Genomic DNA, 18,262 nt, shown 5'->3' with positions numbered 1-18,262 from the left:
CCCGTGCCCCTAGCTGCCCTGCCCCGTCTATTCAAACGCGTTGCACTGATCCTCGGCGTTGCCGGCCTGACCCTGCTGGCCTGGCGGGTCTACGACAGCGAGCGCGGCCCGGCCCTGCAACCCTGGCACCGGCTGGTGCCCCACGAACTGACTGCCGAGCAACTCGATCACGCCGACTGGGCAGCCTGGCTCGCGGCCGAGGAGCGGGTGTTCGGCGAAGTCCGCCAGCAGGTCAGCGAAAGGCTGGACCCGTCCCTGGTGCCGCCCTTCAACCGCTACCGCATCGACAGCCGGGTCTACCCGCCAGGTTTCACCACCGACTGGAATCGCTCCTACCTGCTGCGCCCCGCCGGCCCGCCACGGGGTGTGGTGGTGCTGCTGCACGGCCTGACCGATTCGCCCTACAGCCTGCGGCACATTGCCCGGCGCTATGTCGAACACGGCTACCTGGCCATCGGCCTGCGCCTGCCCGGCCACGGCACGGTGCCGGCGGCCTTGACCGATGCCCACTGGCAGGACTGGCTAGCGGCCACCCGCCTGGCCCTGCGCACTGCCCGTGCTGAGGTGCCGGCGCCGGCACCGCTGGATATCGTCGGTTACTCCAATGGCGGGGCGCTGGCGGTGACCTACGCCCTGGATGCCCTCGACGACCCGCAACTGCCGACGGCCCGGCGCCTGGTGCTGATCTCGCCGATGATCGGGGTCGCCGGGTCCGCGCGTTTCGCCGGCTTGGCCGCCTGGCCTGCGGTGTTCCCGGCCTTTAGCAAGAGCGCCTGGCTGAGCCTGCGACCGGAATACAACCCCTTCAAGTACAACTCGTTCCCGGTCAACGGCGCGCGTCAGTCCTGGCTGCTGACCGATGCGCTGCAGGGCCGCATGCGGGCCCTGGCGGGCGACCCGCGCTTGCAGCGGTTGCCGCCGATCCTGAGTTTCCAGTCACTGACCGACGCCACCGTGAGCACCCCGGCGCTGGTCAGCGGGCTGTACCGCCACCTGCCGGCCAATGGCAGCGAACTGGTGATCTTCGACCTCAACCGCAGCCACGACCTCGAAGGCCTGCTGGACCCGGCCAGCCTCACTTCACTGGCCAGCCTACTGCCGCCGCCACCGCGCAACTACGCCACCCGGGTGCTGAGCAATATCGACAGCGGCTCGGCGCAACTGGCGCAAACCCTCACCGCCGCCCAGGCCCTGGACAGTCAACGGCAGCCCCTGGACCTGGCCTACCCGCCCGGAGTGTTTTCCTTGTCCCATGTGGCCCTGCCGTTTCCCCTGGACGATGCGCTGTACGGCACCCAGCCCACCGCCAGCGAGGATTTCGGCGTGCACCTGGGCCGCCTCGCCGCCCGTGGCGAACGCGGCGTACTGGTAGTGCCCATGGATGAACTGATGCGCCTGACCGCCAACCCTTTCTACCCGTTCCTGATCCAGCGCATCGAGGCTGATATAGATCAAGCAACAGTTTCGACATTGATTCGCTGAATACCTGGGTGCTAGCGTCGCTCTCTTTTTCCCCTTGAATCTTGCAAGGGCAAGGCTGCCGATCAGGCGGGCAACAGCGAGGAATCCCATGCAACCATCCACTCACACTCCACGCCGCCTGCTCGGTTCACTCCTTCTCGCCAGCGCCTGGCTGCTGACGGCCAGCCAGGCGGCGCAGGCCGATCAGCAACAGGATCGCTGGTACCTGCAGACCAGCCTGTACACCAATCACTGGCGCAACGATCCGGACCACAACAACCACCAGGACCTGATCGGCCTGGAACGCCACTATGCCGATGGCGAACTGTGGGGCCTGAGCACCTTTCGCAACTCCTTTTCCCAGCGTTCCTACTACGCCTACGTCGGCAAGGCCTGGGAAAACCAGCGCTGGCCGGTGTATGCCAAGCTCAGCGGCGGGCTGATCCAGGGCTACAAGGGTGAGTACAAGGACAAGATCCCGCTCAACGGCCTGGGCGTGGCGCCGGTGCTGATCCCGGCGTTCGGCGCCCATTACGGCCCGGTGGGCGCCGAACTGGTGGTGCTGGGCACGGCGGCGGTGATGGTCAATGCTGGTTATAGTTTCTGAGCTGGCGCCGCGCCGGCATCAGCTGATGGCGCTCGGCTCACCTTTGCCGACTACTTCTCATCCTCGCAACCCAACCCCTGGCGCTGCGCTTCTTCATCCACCAGGGTCTTGCCGGTGCGGTTCATGATCTGTGCCTGCAATGCCCGCAGCTGATTGCCGGCCAGGCGCTTGCAGCTGTTGATTTCCCAGACATCGCCGGTGCTGGTGCTGACCGAGAACAGCCCCCAGTACTCGGTGGCGCCGGCCTTGGGGTCGTTGTAGCCGAGGCTGAAATCGAAATAACCCGGGTGCGGCGGCTTGCCGTTGTCATCCTGCAGGTCGCCGTCGATAAACACCCCGGGCTTGTTCAGTTGATAGTCCTGATGCTCGAGGGCTACCCGCAGCACCTGCTCGGCCTGCTCGCGGCTCAGGCCGCCTTGCTGTACCTGGGCCGGCAGCAAGGCGCCGGCCCAGGCATTGAGAGTGATACTGGCGAGGGACAGGCCCAGCAGCCAGGCCTTGCAGTGGTTGATCAGCACGCCATCCGCCCCCTGACCGCAATGATGATATCCGCCAGGTACTTGGCGAAACCGTTGCGCCCACCCGTGGCGGCGTCGCCGCTGTTGTAGCCGCTGCGCACCAGGGCCTGGGCGAACTCCATGGGGTCGCGCTTGCCGCGCACCGCGGAGCCGAAGCTCTGGGCGAAGGACTGGGCGCATTTCTGGAAGGAATCGAAGCGCGCGACCTTGACCTTGGGGTTGCCCTGGGCCGATTCACTGCCACTCTGCAGCGGCGCCGGGGCATGCATGGAGAAGTAGTTGTTGAGTTCCCGGGCGATCCGCCCGGTGCCGTACTGGCTTTCCTGGGCAGCCAGGCCCAAGAGGTTCTCCACCGGCAGGTTGAGCTGGTCGGCGATCGGCTGGCAAACCGCCTTGTACTTGCTGACAAAAGTCACGGCACTGATGTTGTTGCACAGTTTGGCGCTCACGTTGCTTCCCTCGGTTGACCGGTCAATTCCATTTCATGCAGGTGCTGCGGCGCCGATTATAGAGCAAGCGCGGACTCTTCTGCGCCTGGCTTTAGCAAGCTGTGCCGGCGATCACAGTGGGTTTGGCGGGCAGCTGCGGAAAACTTCTGCGCTGACAGGAATTCACCATAAATTTGACGAATTTTTCTGCTTTGCCGCTCTAGATTGCCTGCCCGTACAGCTGCAAATGATTCCTATTGTTCTGCGCATTCGCGATGCCCGCGCAAGATGCCGAATCACACCGCCTGCCGCCTCGCCAATAACACCCAGGAGCCGCACCGATCATGACCGCAACCGCCCCTTCGCTGTTCAAGACTGCCCTGTTGGCTGCCGCCCTGCTGGCCGCCGGCCACACCTATGCGGCCGCCGACGCCGACGGCATCCTGGTCTACAACGCCCAGCACGAAGGCCTGACCAAGGCCTGGGTCGAAGGTTTTACCCGCGACACCGGGATCAAGGTCACCCTGCGCAACGGCGACGACAGCGAAATGGGCAACCAGCTGGTGCAGGAAGGCCAGGCCTCGCCGGCGGACGTGTTCCTCACCGAAAACAGCCCGGCCATGGCCCTGGTGGACAACGCCGGGCTACTGGCTAAGGTGGCGCCGAGCACCCTGGAGCAAGTCGGCGCGGCCTACCGCCCGGCCCATGGCCACTGGGTGGGGATCGCCGCGCGCTCCACGGTGTTCGTCTACAACCCGGCCAAGCTCAGCCAGGGCGACTTGCCCAAATCGCTGCTGGACCTGGCCACCCCGGCCTGGAAAGGCCGCTGGGCCGCATCGCCGGCCGGTGCCGATTTCCAGGCCATCGTCAGCGCCGTGCTGGAACTCAAGGGCGAGGCCGCGACCCTGGAGTGGCTCAAGGGCATGAAGGCCAACGCCAGCGTCTACCGCGGCAACAGCGCGGTGCTCAAGGCGGTCAATGCCGGGCAGGTGGACAGCGGGGTGATCTACCACTACTACAGCTTCGTCGACCAGGCCAAGACCGGCGAAAACAGCAAGAACACCGCCCTGCACTACTTCAAGCACCAGGACCCGGGGGCGTTCGTCAGCCTTTCCGGCGGCGCGGTGCTGGCCTCCAGCAAACATCAGCAACAGGCCCAGGCGTTCCTCAAATGGATCACCAGCCAACCCGGCCAGGCCGTGCTCAAGACTGGCAAGTCGTTCGAGTACGCCGTGGGCAATGGCGCCCAGTCCAATCCCAAGCTGGTGCCCCTGGCCGAGCTTGAGGCGCCCAAGGTCGACGCGGCAAAACTCAACAGCAAGCAGGCCGTGGACCTGATGACCAAAGCCGGGCTGCTTTAAGCCCATGGCCGACGACCTGTCTCGCAGCCCGCTGGCAATCGCCGGCACCCCGCGCTTCGCCAGCGGCTACCGACGGCGCCTGCCCAGCCAGCGTGCCGCGCCCTGGCTGCTGGGCGCGGCCGTGCTGGTGGCGCTGCTGGCCCTGCTGCCGCTGGGTTTTGTACTTGGCGTCTCACTGCAGACCGGCTGGGACACCATCGCCCAGCTGGTGCTGCGGCCACGGGTGGCGGAACTGTTGTTCAACACCCTGTTATTGCTGCTCCTGACCCTGCCGCTGTGCGTGCTGCTGGGGGTGGCCCTGGCCTGGCTCACCGAGCGCAGCGACCTGCCGGGCCGGCGCGTCTGGTCGTTGCTGGCGGTGGCGCCCATGGCTGTGCCGGCCTTCGTCCACAGCTACGCCTGGGTCAGCCTGTGGCCGGCCCTGCACGGTTTGCCTGCGGCGGTGCTGGTGTCGGTGATCGCCTACTACCCCTTCGTCTATCTGCCGGTGGCAGCCACCCTGCGCCGTCTCGACCCGGCCCTGGAAGATGTCGGCGAATCCATGGGCCTCAAGCCCCGGGCGCTGTTTATCCGCGTGGTGCTACCGCAATTGCGCTTGGCCATTGCCGGCGGCGCGCTGCTGGTGGGCCTGCACTTGCTGGCGGAATACGGTCTGTACGCAATGATCCGCTTCGACACCTTCACCACCGCCATCTACGACCAATTCCAATCCACCTACAACGGCCCGGCGGCCAATATGCTGGCCGGCGTGCTGGTGCTCTGCTGCCTGCTGTTGCTGGGCAGCGAATCAGCCTGCCGGGGCCAGGCACGCTATGCCCGGATCGGCTCCGGCAGCCCGCGCCTGCAACGCTGCGTGACGCTGGGGGCCGGCGCCCGGGTGGCAGCCCTGCTGCTGGTGCTGCTGAGCAGCGCCCTGACCCTGGGGGTGCCGCTGCTGACCCTGGGCAACTGGCTGCTGGCCGGTGGCATCGAGGCCTGGCAGGCACCGGAGCTGCTGCCCAGCCTGCGCCAGACCCTGGAACTGGGCCTGCTGGGTGCGCTGCTCACCACTGCCGCGGCGATGCCCATGGCCTGGCTGTCGATCCGCGCCCCGGGGCCGCTGCTGCGGCTGCTGGAAAGCTGCAACTACATTGCCAGCTCGCTGCCCGGCATTGTGGTAGCGCTGGCCCTGGTGACGGTCACGGTGCAGTACGCCCGGCCGCTGTACCAGACCACCTTCTGCGTGCTCCTGGCCTATGCCCTGATGTTCCTGCCCCGGGCGTTGGTAAGCCTGCGTGCAGGCATCGCCCAGGCCCCGGTGGAATTGGAAAACATCGCCCGCAGCCTGGGTCGCAGCCCATGGCAGGCGTTGTGGCGGGTCACCCTGCGCCTGGCCGCGCCGGGTGCGGCAGCCGGCGCGGCGCTGGTGTTCCTGGCCATCAGCAACGAGCTGACCGCCACCCTGCTGCTGGCGCCCAACGGCACCCGCACCCTGGCGACGGGCTTTTGGGCCCGTACCAGCGAAATCGACTACGCCGCCGCGGCGCCCTATGCCTTGCTGATGATTCTGCTGGCACTGCCGCTGACCGCTCTTCTCTATCACCAATCCAGACGCACGGCGGGCCGATGAACGCTCTCGAACTTCACGCACTGCACAAGTCCTATGGCCGCCAGGCCGCGCTGCAGGACATCAGCCTGAACGTGCCTGCCGGCAGTCGCACGGCCATCGTCGGTCCTTCGGGCTCGGGCAAGACCACCCTGTTGCGGATGATCGCCGGCTTCGAAAGCCCCGACCGCGGACGCATCAGCCTCAATGGGCAGATTCTCGCCGACGGCGGCGGCGCCTTGCCGGCCCATCGCCGGCAGATCGGCTACGTGCCCCAGGATGGCGCGCTGTTTCCCCATCTTCGGGTCGGCGCCAATATCGGCTTCGGCCTGGAGGGCAAGGCGCTGGCGCAACAGCCGCGCATTGCCGAGTTGCTGGAAATGGTCGCCCTCGACCCGGCGCTGGCCCGGCGCTGGCCCCACGAACTGTCCGGCGGCCAGCAACAGCGGGTGGCCCTGGCCCGCGCCCTGGCTCAACGCCCACGGTTGATGCTGCTGGACGAGCCGTTCTCGGCCCTCGACACCGGCCTGCGGGCCTCGATGCGTAAGGCCGTGGCCAAGCTGCTGGGCGATGCCGGGGTGACCAGCATCCTGGTGACCCACGACCAGGCCGAGGCCCTGTCGTTCGCCGACCAGCTGGCCGTGCTGCGCCAGGGCCGGCTGGTGCAGGCCGGCGCGCCGCTGGAGCTCTACCAGCGGCCAGGGGATGCACAGACCGCGCTGTTTCTCGGCGACGCCGTGCTGCTGCCGGCACAGCTGGACGAGGGCGTGGCCCATTGCGACCTGGGGCCGGTGCCGATCGCCAACGCCCAACTCAAGGGCCCGGCACAGATCATGCTGCGCCCGGAGCAACTGCAACTGGATCAGGACGGCCCGGCAAACACGGTGGAATCTGGCTGCCTCGGAGTGGTCAAGGACTGCGACTTCGCCGGCAACAACTGCACCCTGAACATCGCCATCCGCACAGCCAACGGCACCGAACACCTGCTGCCGGTGCGCAGCAGCGGGTTGCATGCAGCCTTGCCCGGCAGCCGGGTACGCATCCGCATCCTGGGGCAGGCCCACGTACTGCCGACAGCGGCTGGCACTTGAGTGCCGGGCGATTGCGCGCCGATACTCCAGCAACGCCCGCCGCTCGCGGGCGCACTGAGCTCCACCCGAGCAAGGACAGAACCATGATCCATCCCGCTAGCGACGCCGACGACCACCTGATGATGCAGGCCGCTCACTGGTGCATGCGCCTGCGCGAAGCCGATTGCAGCCTGCAGGAACGCCAGGCATTCGAACAGTGGCTGCAGGAAGACCCCAGCCATGCCTTCGAATACGCCAAGATGCTCGAGGTCTGGGACCTCAGCGGCCAGCTGGCGCCAAGCCTGAGCGCTCCCTGAAGCAATTTCAGGGGGCAGCGAAGCAGGCATGCACCGCCCGAGGTTGCACCGGGTAGCACCCGTCAGTGCCAAAAAAACTGCGGTTGCACTCTTTTCCAGCGATTGAAAAGGCACTAAAACCCTCAGCAACTGCACACTTTTCAACAACTTCGCTAACAATCTGAACCCTGGCTGTCTGGCTCGCAGAAAAACGGACTTTTGCCCTATTTTTCATATTCGTTTCACATTTTTGCGCTTAATCTCAGCCCCCACAGCCCAGCGTCCAAGTGCAGCACTTTCTCAGCTCACAAAGATAACGCCTTGATCCACATTTACTTTTAACAAACATGGTCTTTACTGAATCGCTGCATGGAACGCGCCGCTGGCTCAACGATCGGAAGTGCCTTGATGACCGCATGCCCTCCCCGCGTTCCATGAACCCTTAAGTTCGCTCGCAACACTCCGTATTTCCGGCATTAGCACTGTGTAAACCCGAGGTAACCATGAACCAGGCTTTCCTTCCCTTCTCGCGCCCAAGCATTGGCGACGAAGAGATCGCTGCAGTGGAGCAGGTTCTGCGTTCCGGCTGGATCACCACCGGCCCGAAAAACCAGGAACTGGAACAGCAATTCGCCGCATCCGTCGGCGCCCGGCATGCCGTGGCACTCTCATCTGCCACCGGCGCCATGCACATCACCCTGCTGGCCCTGGGCATCGGCCCGGGCGATGAGGTGATCACCCCGTCGCAGACCTGGGTCTCCACCGCCAACATGATCTGCCTGCTGGGGGCCACCCCGGTATTCGTCGATATCGACCCCGACACCCTGATGAGCGACGCGGCCACCATCGAGGCCGCTATCACCCCACGTACCAAGGTGATTATCCCGGTGCACTACGCCGGCGCCGCCTTCGACCTGGACCCGCTCTACGCCCTGGCCCACCAGCACGGCATCGCGGTGATCGAGGACGCCGCCCACGCGGCCGGCACCACCTACCGTGGCCGCCCCGTCGGCGCCAAGGGCACGGCGATCTTCTCCTTCCATGCGATCAAGAACATGACTTGCGCTGAAGGCGCGATGTTCGTCAGCGACGACGAGGCCTTGGCCAACCGGGTGCGCATGCTCAAGTTCCATGGCCTGGGGGTGGACGCCTACGACCGCCTGACCCACGGCCGCAAGCCCCAGGCCCAGGTGATCGAGCCCGGCTTCAAGTACAACCTGGCGGACATGAATGCCGCCATCGCCCTGGTGCAGTTGCAACGCCTGGATGAAATCAATGCCAAGCGTGAAGTGCTGGCCAATGCCTACCTGGAGCGCCTGGCGGGCCTACCGGTGCAACCCCTGCACCTGCCCCACTACCCGCAGCAGCATGCCTGGCACCTGTTTATCCTGCGCATCGATGCCGAGCGCTGCGGCATCGACCGCGACGCCTTCATGAAGGGCCTGCAGGAGCAGAACATCGGCACCGGCATCCACTTCATCGCGACGCACCTGCATACCTATTACCGACAACGCTTCCCCGATGTGCGACTGCCCCACACCGAATGGAACTCGGCGCGGCTATGCTCGATTCCCCTGTTTCCGGACATGAGCCTCGACGATGTCGAGCGGGTTGCCGGTGCCATTGAAAACCTTCTGGACTGAAGCCTTTGAAACCTTATCCAATCCAGTTCGTGTCGATCGTGATTCCGGTCTACAACGAAGAACAGAGCCTGCCCGAGCTGCTGCGCCGCACTGAAGCGGCGTGCCGCCAGCTCAAGCACGAGTTTGAAATTGTCCTGGTGGACGATGGCAGCCGCGACGAGTCGGCGAATATCCTGCAAGCCGCCGCCGAGCGCGAAGGCAGCCCGGTGGTGGCGGTGATCCTCAACCGCAACTACGGCCAGCACGCGGCGATCATGGCCGGCTTCGAGCAGTGCCGTGGCGACGTGGTGATCACCCTCGACGCCGACCTGCAGAACCCGCCGGAAGAAATCCCGCGCCTGGTGGCCCAGGCCGAGCTGGGCTACGACGTGGTCGGCACGGTGCGCAACAACCGCCAGGACTCGGCCTTCCGCCGCTGGCCGTCGAAGCTGATCAACCTGGCCGTACAGCGCTCCACCGGCGTGGCCATGAGCGACTACGGCTGCATGCTGCGGGCCTACCGCCGGACCATCATCGACGCGATGCTGGCCTGCACCGAGCGCAGCACCTTTATCCCGATCCTGGCCAACAGCTTTGCCCGGCACACCACCGAGGTGCTGGTGGAACACGCCGAGCGCGAGCACGGTGACTCCAAGTACAGCCCGATGCGCCTGATCAACCTGATGTTCGACTTGGTCACCTGCATGACCACCACCCCGCTGCGCCTGCTGAGCATCATCGGCTTCGGCATGGCCGGCGTCGGCGCCCTGTTCGCCCTGATGCTGATTGTCCTGCGCTTGATCTTCGGCGCCACCTGGGCCGGCGACGGCACCTTCGTGCTGTTCGCGGTGCTGTTCGTGTTCACCGGTGGCCAGTTCATCGGCATGGGCCTCCTGGGTGAATACCTGGGGCGCATGTACAGCGATGTGCGAGCCCGCCCACGCTTCTTTATCGAAAAGGTTTTGCGCAGTCAGCCTGCGGCTCCGGCCAAGGCTGTGACTGTCGACGGTTTAACTTCCACCCATACTGATCAGGTTTCGCCATGAGCAATAAAGCTGTTGTCTTCGCCTACCACGATATTGGCTGTGCTGGCATCGAAGCCCTGCTCAACGCAGGCTATGAGATCGCCGCGGTCTTCACCCACGCCGACGACCCCAAGGAAAACACCTTCTACGGCTCCGTGGCCCAGCTGTGCGCCCGCAAGGGCATCGCCGTGCACGCCCCGGAAGATGCCAACCACCCGCTGTGGATCGAGCGCATCGCCAAGCTCAACCCGGATTTCCTGTTCTCCTTCTACTACCGCAACCTGCTGAGCGAGCCGCTGCTGGCCACCGCCAGCAAGGGCGCGTTCAACCTGCACGGTTCGCTGCTGCCGCACTACCGTGGCCGCGCGCCGGCCAACTGGGTGTTGGTCAAGGGCGAAAGCGAAACCGGCGTGACCCTGCACCGCATGGTCAAGCGCGCCGATGCCGGCGCCATCATTGCCCAGGAACGTGTGGCCATCGAACGCAGCGACACCGCCCTGACCCTGCACCACAAACTGCGTGACGCCGCCGCCAGCCTGCTGCGCGACACCCTGCCGGCACTGGCCCAGGGCAAAGTCAGCGAAACCGCCCAGGACGAGTCCAAGGCCAGCTACTTCGGCCGTCGCACTGCCGCCGATGGCAAGCTCGACTGGAAACGCCCGGCCGAAGAACTGTTCAACCTGGTGCGCGCCGTGACCCAGCCTTACCCGGGCGCCTTCTGCGCCGTGGGCGAGCACAAGCTGATCGTCTGGAGCGCCGAAGTCACCAAAGGCAACGAAGGCCAGGCCCCGGGCCGAGTGATCAGCGTCGACCCGCTGCGCATCGCCTGTGGCCAGGATTCCCTGGTCATCACCTCCGGCCAGCGCAATGCCAACGGCCTGTTCCTTGGCGGCCCGCAACTGGCCAACGAACTGGGCCTGGTGGACGGTTCGCTGCTGCGCGGCGCGGAATCGGGGCGCAAGCCACGTCGCACCCGCGTGCTGATCCTCGGGGTCAACGGCTTTATCGGTAACCACCTGTCCGAGCGCCTGCTGCGTGACGACAAGTACGACGTCTACGGCCTGGACATCGGCTCCGACGCCATCGAGCGCCTGCGCAGCCACCCGAACTTCCACTTCGTCGAAGGCGACATCAGCATTCACTCCGAGTGGATCGAGTACCACATCAAGAAATGCGACGTGGTCCTGCCGCTGGTGGCCATCGCCACCCCGATCGAATACACCCGCAATCCGCTGCGCGTGTTCGAACTGGACTTCGAGGAAAACCTCAAGCTGGTGCGCTACTGCGTCAAGTACAACAAGCGCGTGATCTTCCCGTCGACCTCGGAAGTCTATGGCATGTGCCAGGACAAGAACTTCGACGAAGACAGCTCCAACCTGATCGTCGGCCCGATCAACAAGCAGCGCTGGATCTACTCGGTGTCCAAGCAGTTGCTGGACCGGGTGATCTGGGCCTACGGCGCCAAGGGCCTGAACTTCACCCTGTTCCGTCCGTTCAACTGGATGGGCCCGCGCCTGGACCGTCTGGACTCGGCTCGTATCGGCAGCTCGCGCGCCATTACCCAGCTGATCCTCAACCTGGTGGAAGGCACGCCGATCCGTCTGTTCGACGGCGGCGAGCAGAAGCGTTGCTTCACCGATATCGCCGACGGCATCGAAGCCCTGGCGCGCATCGTCGACAACGACAACGACTGCTGCAACGGCCAGATCATCAACATCGGCAACCCGGAAAACGAAGCCAGCATCCGTCAGCTGGGCGAAGAACTGCTGCGTCAGTTCGAAGCTCACCCGCTGCGTGACAACTTCCCGCCGTTCGCCGGTTTCCGCGACGTGGAAAGCAAGGCCTTCTACGGCGCTGGCTACCAGGATGTGGAACACCGCAAGCCAAGCATCGAAAACGCCAAGCGCCTGCTGAACTGGGAGCCGACCGTGGAGATGAGCGAAACCATCGGCAACACCCTGGACTTCTTCCTGCGTGAAGCCATGCTGGAAATCGCCGATCGCGCCAAAGAAGAAGCACGCTGATGCAGGCAGGTCTGCGCATTGATGTGGATACCTACCGCGGCACCCGGGAGGGGGTGCCACGGCTGCTCGAATCGCTGGATGAAGCCGGGGTCAAGGCCACCTTCTTCTTCAGCGTCGGGCCGGACAACATGGGGCGCCACCTGTGGCGCCTGATCCGGCCGCAGTTCCTCTGGAAAATGCTGCGGTCCAATGCTGCCGGCCTGTACGGCTGGGACATTCTCCTGGCCGGCACTGCCTGGCCGGGCAAACCCATTGGCCGGGACCTGGGGCATCTGATGCGCCAGACCCTGGCCGCCGGCCACGAAGTCGGCCTGCACGCCTGGGATCACCACGGCTGGCAGGCCAACACCGGGCGCTGGAGCGATGCACAGCTGATCGAACAGATCCGCCGCGGCGTCGACAGCCTCAACGATATTCTCGGGCAAGCGGTGAGCTGCTCGGCGTCCGCCGGTTGGCGCGCCGATGAGCGGGTCATCGAAGCCAAGCAACAATTCGGCTTTCGCTACAACAGCGATTGCCGCGGCCAGAGCCTGTTCCAGCCACGTCTGGCGGACGGCAGCCTGGGCGCACCACAGATTCCGGTGGACCTGCCGACCTTCGACGAAGTGGTCGGGCCGGTGGTGGCCGCCAAGGATTTCAACCGTTACATCCTCGACCGATTCAGCGCGGACAAGCTCAACGTCTATACCGTGCATGCCGAAGTAGAAGGGATTCTCATGGCCAACGATTTCCGCCAGCTGCTGGCCGATGCCAAGCAGCGCGACATTGATTTCCAGCCACTGGGCGACATGCTTCCTGCGGACCTGGCCAGCCTGCCCGTCGGCAAGGTGCAGCGCGGCACCCTGGAAGGCCGTGAAGGCTGGCTGGGAGTGCAAGGCGCATGATCAGACGTTGGGCCCTACCACTGCTGCTGATCGCGTTCGGTCTGTTCTACCTGTTGCCCATGGCCACCCACGGCCTGTGGATTCCCGATGAAACCCGCTACGCGCAGATCAGCCAGGAAATGCTCCTGGGTGGCAAATGGGCGTCGCCGCATTTCATGGGCATCCGCTATTTCGAGAAACCGGTGGCCGGCTACTGGATGATTGCCATCGGCCAGGCGCTGTTTGGCGACAACCTGTTCGGCGTGCGTGTGGCCTCGGCCCTGAGTACCGGCCTCAGCGTGGTGCTGGCCTACCTGCTGGCCCGGCGCCTGTGGAACGATCCGCGCAAGAGCCTGGCCAGCGCCCTGCTCTACATGAGCTTTACCGTGGTGGCGCTGCAAGCCGGCTACGCCAACCTCGACCCGCAGTTCACCTTCTGGGTCAACCTGAGCCTGGTGGCGCTGTGGTTCACCTTCGACTGCCGCTCCCGCCGTGGCCAGATCATGGCCTGGGTGGTACTGGGCCTGGCCTGTGGCATGGGCTTCATGACCAAGGGTTTTCTCGCCTGGCTACTGCCGGTGCTGGTGGCCCTACCCTACGCCATCTGGCAGAAGCGCCTGCGCTCGCTGCTGATCTATGGCGGCATCGGCGTGCTGGTGGCGATCCTGGTCAGCCTGCCCTGGGCCCTGGCGGTGCATGCCCAGGAGCCCGACTACTGGCGCTTCTTCTTCTGGCACGAGCACATCCGCCGCTTTGCCGGTGAAGATGCCCAGCACGCCTCGCCCTGGTGGTACTACCTGCCGCTGCTGGTGGGCTTCAGCGTGCCCTGGGTGCTGTTGCTGCCGGCCAGCCTGAAACAGGCCTGGGAACAACGGCGCCTGAACAGCAGCGGTTTCCTGCTGTTGTGGCTGGTGCTGCCCCTGGCCTTCTTCAGCCTGAGCAAGGGCAAGCTGCCGGCCTATATCCTGCCGTGCCTGCTGCCCCTGGCGCTGCTGATGGGCAACACCCTGATGGACCGCCTGGCCGCCGGCAAGACCCGGCTGCTGGCCGCCAACGGCCTGCTCAACCTGCTGGCCGGGCTGCTCGGCCTGCTGGCCCTGGTGTACTTCCAGATGAAGAAGCCGGTGTATGTGGACGAGCCCCAGCACCTGGTGCTGGTGTACGTGCTGCTGCTGGGCTGGATCCTCAGCAACCTGCTGCAGGCCATGCGCCCCCTGACCCTGTGGGCCGCGCCGGCCCTGGGCAGCTTCCTGCTGGTGGCCCTGGCCCCGGCCGCGCTGCCCAACAAGGTGGTGTACAACAAGATTCCCGACCAGTTCATCATCGATCACCTGGCCGAACTGGGTCAGGCCAAAGCCCTGCTGAGCAACGACCTGGGCGCCGCTTCAGCCCTGGCCTGGCGCCTGCGCCGGCCCGATGTGACCCTGTACAACACCGAAGGCGAAGTGAAATACGGGCTGGCTTTTGCAGATGCCGCGCAACGCAAGGTCGACCTGGATCAGGTCCAGCCGTGGCTGGCCGAAGCGCGCAAGCAAGGCTCGGTGGGTGTTGTGATGCGGGTCAAGAGCAGCGACGAAGTGCATGAAGTGGAACTGCTGCCCAAGGATGCCAAGCACTACGAGCAGGGCAATATCCAGATTTTCATCATTCCCCAGAGTCAACCATGAGCCTGCTGCTTTTACTGCTGGCCTGCGGGCTGACCTGCCTGGGCCAGGTGGCACAGAAATTCGCCGTGGAAGGCTGGCGCGACCGGCCGTCCAGCGCCCTGCAGAAACTGCGTTCGGGCTGGCTGTGGCTGGCGTTGTTCAGCCTGGGCCTGGGCCTGCTGGTGTGGCTGCTGGTGCTGCAACGCATGGAGGTGGGCGTGGCCTACCCCATGCTCAGCCTGAATTTCGTGCTGATCACCCTGATCGCCCGCTTCGTCTTCCGTGAGCACATCGACAGCCGTCACTGGCTGGGGGTGGCCCTGGTGATTGGCGGTGTGCTGCTGTTGAGTCGTCACGCATGAGCCGGGCCAAGGGTTTTGCCTTCGCCCTGGGCAGCGTGGCCCTGGTCAGTGGCGCCCAGTTGGGCATGCGCTGGAGCATGACCCGCCTGCCTGCCCCAGAGCAGTGGCTCTCGGCGCTGAGCGCCGGCACGGTGGACCTCGCGGCCCTGGGCGTGGTGTTCGCGGCCATCGCCGCCTATGCCCTGTCGATGCTCTGCTGGCTGCTGGCGCTGCGCGACCTGCCCCTGGGCCGGGCCTATTCACTGTTGAGCATCAGCTATGCCCTGGTCTACCTGCTGGCGGCCAGCCTGCCGCTGTTCAACGAACCCTTCACGCTTTCCAAAAGCCTCGGTGTGGCCTTGGTCATGCTTGGGGTCATCGTCATCAACTCTCGATCTGCACCCGCGACAAGTCCCAGGAATACCCCATGAAAATCAGCGTATTTGGAAGTGGTTATGTCGGCCTCGTACAGGCTGCCGTATTGGCTGAAGTCGGCCACGATGTCATCTGCATGGACATCGACGAACACAAGGTCAAGCAACTGCAACAGGGACACGTGAGCATCTTCGAACCAGGGCTTGCCAGCCTGGTGAAGGAGAATCTGGAAGCCAAGCGCCTGCACTTCACCAACGACGAGAAACTCGCGGTGCAGCACGGCCAGGTGCTGTTCATTGCCGTGGGCACGCCGTCCAGCGAAGACGGCTCGGCCGACCTGCGCTACGTGCTGTCGGTGGGCGACGCGGTGGCCCGCCACCGCCAGCAGCCGCTGATCCTGGTGGAAAAATCCACCGTGCCCGTGGGCACCGGCGACACCCTCAAGGCCCATATCGAAAAGGCCCTCGACGGCCGGCCGCTGCAGTTCGATATCGTCTCCAACCCGGAATTCCTCAAGGAAGGCTCGGCGGTCAGCGACTGCCGCCGCCCGGACCGGATCATCATCGGTTGCGAGCGCGACGAAGTGCGCGAGGTGATGCGCGACCTGTACGCGCCGTTCAACCGCAACCATGACCGCATCATGTTCATGGACCTGCGCAGCGCCGAGCTGACCAAGTACGCCGCCAACTGCATGCTGGCGACCAAGATCAGCTTCATCAACCAGATCGCCGAGCTGGCCGAACACCTGGGGGCCGATATCGAATCGGTGCGCCTGGGCATCGGCGCCGACACCCGCATCGGCTACCACTTCATCTACCCGGGCTGCGGCTACGGCGGCTCATGCTTCCCCAAGGACATGCGCGCGCTGATCCACAGTGCCGAGCAGGCCCATTGCTCCAGCGATTTGCTGCAAGCGGTGGAAGCCATCAACGAACGGCAGAAACACAAGCTGTTCGAGCGCATCAAGGCCTTCTACAAGGGGGACCTCCAGGGCAAGACCTTCGCCGTCTGGGGCCTGGCGTTCAAGCCCAACACCGACGACATGCGCGACGCCCCGAGCCGGGTGCTGCTCGACGCGCTGTTCGCCGCCGGCGCGCAAGTGCGCGCCTTCGACCCGGAAGCCATGCAGGAAACCCAGCGCCTGTACCCGGACGAGTCGCGCCTGATGCTCATGGGCACCCCGGAATCGGTGCTCAACGGCGCCGACGCGCTGATCATCTGCACCGAGTGGCAGCAGTTCAAGGCGCCGGATTTCGACCTGATCCAGCAGCGTCTCCAGGCACCGGTGATCTTCGACGGGCGCAACCTGTACGACGCCGAGCGCCTGGCGCGCAACGGTTTCACCTACTTCCCGATCGGTCGCGGCGAGTCGCGCAACCTGCCGATCCCTTACCAGCAGTGGTCTGAGGCCTGAATGAACAGCCACCCCGGCTCCCCTTCGAACACTCTTCTCTGGCAATCGTTGGGGCTGGGGTTGCTGGCCTTGCTGCTGTTCTGCGCCGGCGCCGACCAGCAGTCGGCGATCGGCTTCGATTCGCGCTTCGTGCTGTTCGCCAAGGAAATGCTGCGCCATGGGCCGGGGTTCTTCCCCACCACCTATGGCCAGCCCTACGCCGACTACTCCAGCGCCACCACCTTGCTGGTGTGGCTGTTCTCCCTGCCTTCGGGGCAGGTCAGCAGCTTCACCGCCTGGCTGCCCACGGCCATGGCCTCGGCCTTGATCGTCAGCCTGGTGTACCGCCTGGTGGCGCCCTATTCCCGCACCTGGGCCCTGCTCAGCGTGGCCCTGCTGTTGCTGTCCAACACCTTTATCAGCGAAACCCGCGCCGTGTCCCTGGACCAGATGCTCGCCGCGGTGTCCCTGGCGGTGTTCTACCTGGGCTACGCCCATGACCATTTCGGCGCCCGCCGGCACCTGGCGGCGATCTTCCTGCTGCTGGTGCTGGGCTTTGCCATTCGCGGGCCCATCGGCCTGGTGATTCCTACCGGCATGCTGTGCAGCTACTACCTGCTGGGCGGCCAGTGGCGCCGCCTGTTCAGCGTCGGCTGCGGCGCCCTGTTGCTGCTGGTGGCCTGCGTGGCCCTGCTGCTGTGGCTGGCCAAGCTCAGTGGTGGCCAGGCCTTTGTCGACGATGTGATCCGCATGCAGTTCATGGGCCGCATGGATGGCAGCGAAGGCTCCAGCGATGTGTTCTATTACTTCACCAGCTCCCTGGGCAACTACGCCCTGGCCTACCCGCTGGCAATCCTGGCCTGGATCGCCGTGCTGCTGAGCCGGCCGGTGGAACAGAGCCAGGCACTGAAACTGCTGCGCCTGTGCACTGCTGCCGGGCTGATCGTAATGATCGGCCTATCGATTCCCCAGGCGAAAAAGGCCCGCTACCTGCTGCCGATGCTGCCCATGGCGGCGATCATCGCCGCCTACCCGTTCCAGGCCGGGCGCGGTCGCGTGATGAACGGGCTGCGGGTACTGATCCAGGGCATTTGGCTGCTGCTGCCGGGGCTGCTGATCGTCGGCCTGCTGCTGTTGCGGCGCAAGTTCCCCGAGCAACTGGCCGAGCTGACGCCGATGCTGGTGCTGCTGGGCCTGTTGCAGGCGATTTCCCTGGGCCTGCTGTGCAAGCGCCAGTGGCGGGTGGTGGGCCTGGCCTACAGTGCGGTGCTGGCAGTGTGGGCTTGCTATATCGGGGTGTTTGAACCGGTGCAGCACCAGCTGTACGACACCCGCACCTTCAGCCGCGCGGCCATGCAACTGATCGACGCCGAACCGGCGCCGGTGGTGCTGCATCGCCTGGGCAAGGACGCCAAGGCGATCAAGTTCATGGTCAACCTCGATCGCGACCTGCAACCGCAGTTCAGCCAGCAGGCCCAGGACCTGGCGCAACTGGCTGGGCCAGCCTGGGTGATACTCGACCAGAGCGACCTGGGCGACCTGCAAGGCACGCCCCTGGCCGGGCTGACCCCGGTGCTGAGCGGGCGTTTCGACAAGAACGACTTCATCCTGCTGCACCTGCCCAAGGCCGCCGCCGCGCAACCCTGA

Annotated in this window: 17 protein-coding genes; 15 read left to right on the top strand and 2 right to left on the bottom strand. The window is 65.2% G+C overall.

The window, feature by feature from the left end; all coding sequences use genetic code 11:
- Positions 1–3 precede the first annotated feature (3 nt).
- Both J4P02_RS01130 and J4P02_RS01125 read left to right on the top strand, forming a co-directional pair.
- Positions 4–1,482, top strand: a complete 1,479-nt coding sequence (locus tag J4P02_RS01130; RefSeq protein ID WP_426186838.1) for an alpha/beta hydrolase — start codon at positions 4–6, stop codon at positions 1,480–1,482.
- 88 nt (positions 1,483–1,570) lie between these two features.
- Positions 1,571–2,068: a sn-glycerol-3-phosphate transporter gene (locus J4P02_RS01125; protein WP_426186835.1), complete on the top strand. Its 498-nt coding sequence runs from the start codon at positions 1,571–1,573 to the stop codon at positions 2,066–2,068.
- Between the two features lie 50 nt (positions 2,069–2,118).
- On the opposite strand, the gene J4P02_RS01120 is transcribed toward J4P02_RS01125, so the two are convergent.
- Positions 2,119–2,586, bottom strand: coding sequence for a hypothetical protein (locus J4P02_RS01120; RefSeq protein ID WP_426186832.1), 468 nt, complete (start codon positions 2,584–2,586; stop codon positions 2,119–2,121).
- Entirely contained in the window at positions 2,580–3,035 is a 456-nt protein-coding gene (locus J4P02_RS01115) for a glucosaminidase domain-containing protein (RefSeq protein WP_426186829.1), read from the bottom strand. Before J4P02_RS01115 ends, J4P02_RS01120 begins: the two co-directional genes overlap by 7 nt.
- Positions 3,036–3,358: 323 nt before the next feature.
- Between J4P02_RS01115 and J4P02_RS01110 the strand changes: the two genes are divergently transcribed.
- The 13 genes from J4P02_RS01110 to J4P02_RS01050 all read left to right on the top strand — a co-directional run bounded on the left by J4P02_RS01110 (position 3,359) and on the right by J4P02_RS01050 (position 18,262).
- Positions 3,359–4,375: an iron ABC transporter substrate-binding protein gene (locus tag J4P02_RS01110; protein ID WP_426186826.1), complete on the top strand. Its 1,017-nt coding sequence runs from the start codon at positions 3,359–3,361 to the stop codon at positions 4,373–4,375.
- 4 nt (positions 4,376–4,379) lie between these two features.
- Positions 4,380–5,984 (top strand): ABC transporter permease, encoded by a 1,605-nt coding sequence (locus J4P02_RS01105; RefSeq protein ID WP_426186823.1) that lies wholly within the window; start codon positions 4,380–4,382, stop codon positions 5,982–5,984.
- A complete protein-coding gene (locus J4P02_RS01100) occupies positions 5,981–7,051 on the top strand; it encodes an ABC transporter ATP-binding protein (RefSeq protein WP_426186820.1) in 1,071 nt (356 codons plus the stop codon). The genes J4P02_RS01105 and J4P02_RS01100 overlap by 4 nt, the downstream gene beginning before the upstream one ends.
- An 83-nt stretch (positions 7,052–7,134) precedes the next feature.
- Positions 7,135–7,347, top strand: coding sequence for a FecR/PupR family sigma factor regulator (locus J4P02_RS01095; RefSeq protein ID WP_426186817.1), 213 nt, complete (start codon positions 7,135–7,137; stop codon positions 7,345–7,347).
- Between the two features lie 482 nt (positions 7,348–7,829).
- Complete coding sequence (arnB, locus tag J4P02_RS01090) at positions 7,830–8,969, top strand: UDP-4-amino-4-deoxy-L-arabinose aminotransferase (protein WP_426186814.1); 1,140 nt, start codon at positions 7,830–7,832, stop codon at positions 8,967–8,969.
- 5 nt (positions 8,970–8,974) lie between these two features.
- On the top strand, positions 8,975–9,994 hold the full coding sequence (gene arnC / locus J4P02_RS01085; RefSeq protein ID WP_426186811.1) for an undecaprenyl-phosphate 4-deoxy-4-formamido-L-arabinose transferase: 1,020 nt from the start codon (positions 8,975–8,977) through the stop codon (positions 9,992–9,994).
- A complete protein-coding gene (gene arnA / locus J4P02_RS01080) occupies positions 9,991–11,997 on the top strand; it encodes a bifunctional UDP-4-amino-4-deoxy-L-arabinose formyltransferase/UDP-glucuronic acid oxidase ArnA (RefSeq protein WP_426186808.1) in 2,007 nt (668 codons plus the stop codon). The genes arnC and arnA overlap by 4 nt, the downstream gene beginning before the upstream one ends.
- Complete coding sequence (gene arnD / locus J4P02_RS01075; protein WP_426186805.1) at positions 11,997–12,881, top strand: 4-deoxy-4-formamido-L-arabinose-phosphoundecaprenol deformylase; 885 nt, start codon at positions 11,997–11,999, stop codon at positions 12,879–12,881. The genes arnA and arnD overlap by 1 nt, the downstream gene beginning before the upstream one ends.
- Entirely contained in the window at positions 12,878–14,527 is a 1,650-nt protein-coding gene (gene arnT, locus J4P02_RS01070) for a lipid IV(A) 4-amino-4-deoxy-L-arabinosyltransferase (protein WP_426186802.1), read from the top strand. The genes arnD and arnT overlap by 4 nt, the downstream gene beginning before the upstream one ends.
- A complete protein-coding gene (gene arnE, locus J4P02_RS01065) occupies positions 14,524–14,868 on the top strand; it encodes a 4-amino-4-deoxy-L-arabinose-phosphoundecaprenol flippase subunit ArnE (RefSeq protein WP_426186799.1) in 345 nt (114 codons plus the stop codon). Before arnT ends, arnE begins: the two co-directional genes overlap by 4 nt.
- Entirely contained in the window at positions 14,865–15,278 is a 414-nt protein-coding gene (gene arnF, locus J4P02_RS01060) for a 4-amino-4-deoxy-L-arabinose-phosphoundecaprenol flippase subunit ArnF (RefSeq protein ID WP_426186796.1), read from the top strand. Before arnE ends, arnF begins: the two co-directional genes overlap by 4 nt.
- Entirely contained in the window at positions 15,275–16,636 is a 1,362-nt protein-coding gene (locus tag J4P02_RS01055) for a UDP-glucose dehydrogenase family protein (RefSeq protein ID WP_426186793.1), read from the top strand. The genes arnF and J4P02_RS01055 overlap by 4 nt, the downstream gene beginning before the upstream one ends.
- Positions 16,637–18,262 carry an ArnT family glycosyltransferase gene (locus J4P02_RS01050; protein WP_426186790.1) on the top strand — a complete coding sequence of 542 codons (1,626 nt, stop codon included), beginning with the start codon at positions 16,637–16,639 and terminating at the stop codon, positions 18,260–18,262.

Origin of the sequence: Pseudomonas sp. NFXW11 (assembly GCF_049887815.1) — a bacterium.
Classification (GTDB): Bacteria; Pseudomonadota; Gammaproteobacteria; order Pseudomonadales; family Pseudomonadaceae; genus Aquipseudomonas.
Note: the sequence above shows the minus strand (reverse complement) of the source record. Positions and strands in the feature narration are given on the sequence as shown.

What these genes read in the sequence shown, in the direction of transcription:
- J4P02_RS01110 (WP_426186826.1), top strand. Translation starts at nt 3,359, where the DNA reads ATGACCGCAACCGCCCCTTCGCTGTTCAAGACTGCCCTGTTGGCTGCC.
- arnE (WP_426186799.1), top strand. Translation starts at nt 14,524, where the DNA reads ATGAGCCTGCTGCTTTTACTGCTGGCCTGCGGGCTGACCTGCCTGGGC.
- arnT (WP_426186802.1), top strand. Translation starts at nt 12,878, where the DNA reads ATGATCAGACGTTGGGCCCTACCACTGCTGCTGATCGCGTTCGGTCTG.
- J4P02_RS01100 (WP_426186820.1), top strand. Translation starts at nt 5,981, where the DNA reads ATGAACGCTCTCGAACTTCACGCACTGCACAAGTCCTATGGCCGCCAG.
- J4P02_RS01095 (WP_426186817.1), top strand. Translation starts at nt 7,135, where the DNA reads ATGATCCATCCCGCTAGCGACGCCGACGACCACCTGATGATGCAGGCC.
- J4P02_RS01105 (WP_426186823.1), top strand. Translation starts at nt 4,380, where the DNA reads ATGGCCGACGACCTGTCTCGCAGCCCGCTGGCAATCGCCGGCACCCCG.
- arnA (WP_426186808.1), top strand. Translation starts at nt 9,991, where the DNA reads ATGAGCAATAAAGCTGTTGTCTTCGCCTACCACGATATTGGCTGTGCT.
- arnB (WP_426186814.1), top strand. Translation starts at nt 7,830, where the DNA reads ATGAACCAGGCTTTCCTTCCCTTCTCGCGCCCAAGCATTGGCGACGAA.
- J4P02_RS01125 (WP_426186835.1), top strand. Translation starts at nt 1,571, where the DNA reads ATGCAACCATCCACTCACACTCCACGCCGCCTGCTCGGTTCACTCCTT.
- J4P02_RS01050 (WP_426186790.1), top strand. Translation starts at nt 16,637, where the DNA reads ATGAACAGCCACCCCGGCTCCCCTTCGAACACTCTTCTCTGGCAATCG.
- arnD (WP_426186805.1), top strand. Translation starts at nt 11,997, where the DNA reads ATGCAGGCAGGTCTGCGCATTGATGTGGATACCTACCGCGGCACCCGG.
- J4P02_RS01055 (WP_426186793.1), top strand. Translation starts at nt 15,275, where the DNA reads ATGAAAATCAGCGTATTTGGAAGTGGTTATGTCGGCCTCGTACAGGCT.
- arnF (WP_426186796.1), top strand. Translation starts at nt 14,865, where the DNA reads ATGAGCCGGGCCAAGGGTTTTGCCTTCGCCCTGGGCAGCGTGGCCCTG.